Genomic DNA, 1,716 nt, shown 5'->3' on the forward strand with positions numbered 1-1,716 from the left:
AATTTTCCGGCCGACTGTTTTGCTAGGTTTTCGGACTCTGGTTCGAGATACTTCTGATTCGCTGCTTCGGCGGTAAATCTAGAGTCTTCAACGGAGAGTTTGATCCTGGCTCAGGACGAACGCTAGCGGCGTGCTTAACACATGCAAGTCGAGCGGTAAGGCCCTTCGGGGTACACGAGCGGCGAACGGGTGAGTAACACGTGGGTGATCTGCCTCGCACTCTGGGATAAGCCTGGGAAACTGGGTCTAATACCGGATATGAGCAGCCTCTGCATGGGGGTTGTTGGAAAGGTTTACTGGTGCGAGATGGGCCCGCGGCCTATCAGCTTGTTGGTGGGGTAACGGCCCACCAAGGCGACGACGGGTAGCCGACCTGAGAGGGTGACCGGCCACACTGGGACTGAGACACGGCCCAGACTCCTACGGGAGGCAGCAGTGGGGAATATTGCACAATGGGCGAAAGCCTGATGCAGCGACGCCGCGTGAGGGATGACGGCCTTCGGGTTGTAAACCTCTTTTGACAGGGACGAAGCGCAAGTGACGGTACCTGTAGAAGAAGCACCGGCCAACTACGTGCCAGCAGCCGCGGTAATACGTAGGGTGCGAGCGTTGTCCGGAATTACTGGGCGTAAAGAGCTTGTAGGCGGTCTGTCACGTCGATTGTGAAAACTTGCAGCTCAACTGCAAGCTTGCAGTCGATACGGGCAGACTAGAGTACTTCAGGGGAGACTGGAATTCCTGGTGTAGCGGTGAAATGCGCAGATATCAGGAGGAACACCGGTGGCGAAGGCGGGTCTCTGGGAAGTAACTGACGCTGAGAAGCGAAAGCGTGGGTAGCGAACAGGATTAGATACCCTGGTAGTCCACGCCGTAAACGGTGGGTACTAGGTGTGGGTTTCCTTCCACGGGATCCGTGCCGTAGCTAACGCATTAAGTACCCCGCCTGGGGAGTACGGCCGCAAGGCTAAAACTCAAAGGAATTGACGGGGGCCCGCACAAGCGGCGGAGCATGTGGATTAATTCGATGCAACGCGAAGAACCTTACCTGGGTTTGACATACACCGGAAAGCCATAGAGATATGGCCCCCCTTGTGGTCGGTGTACAGGTGGTGCATGGCTGTCGTCAGCTCGTGTCGTGAGATGTTGGGTTAAGTCCCGCAACGAGCGCAACCCTTATCTTATGTTGCCAGCGCGTAATGGCGGGGACTCGTGAGAGACTGCCGGGGTCAACTCGGAGGAAGGTGGGGACGACGTCAAGTCATCATGCCCCTTATGTCCAGGGCTTCACACATGCTACAATGGCCGGTACAGAGGGCTGCGATACCGTGAGGTGGAGCGAATCCCTTAAAGCCGGTCTCAGTTCGGATCGGGGTCTGCAACTCGACCCCGTGAAGTTGGAGTCGCTAGTAATCGCAGATCAGCAACGCTGCGGTGAATACGTTCCCGGGCCTTGTACACACCGCCCGTCACGTCATGAAAGTCGGTAACACCCGAAGCCAGTGGCCTAACCCTTGTGGAGGGAGCTGTCGAAGGTGGGATTGGCGATTGGGACGAAGTCGTAACAAGGTAGCCGTACCGGAAGGTGCGGCTGGATCACCTCCTTTCTAAGGAGCACTTCTACGCAAACTCTTCGAACAGTCGAATGATGTTGCGTCAGAGACCGTTTCGGCCTCACACGTAGGCCGGCGGACGCTCATGGGTGGAACACTGACAACT

1 rRNA gene is annotated in these 1,716 nt (G+C 56.7%); it reads left to right on the top strand.

Annotated elements, in window-relative coordinates:
- Positions 1 to 87 precede the first annotated feature (87 nt).
- Positions 88 to 1,604: ribosomal RNA gene (locus ACFRAQ_RS36820) — 16S ribosomal RNA — on the top strand.
- The last annotated feature ends 112 nt before the right edge of the window (positions 1,605 to 1,716 follow it).

Origin of the sequence: Nocardia sp. NPDC056611 (assembly GCF_042792755.1) — a bacterium.
Classification (GTDB): domain Bacteria; phylum Actinomycetota; class Actinomycetes; order Mycobacteriales; family Mycobacteriaceae; genus Nocardia.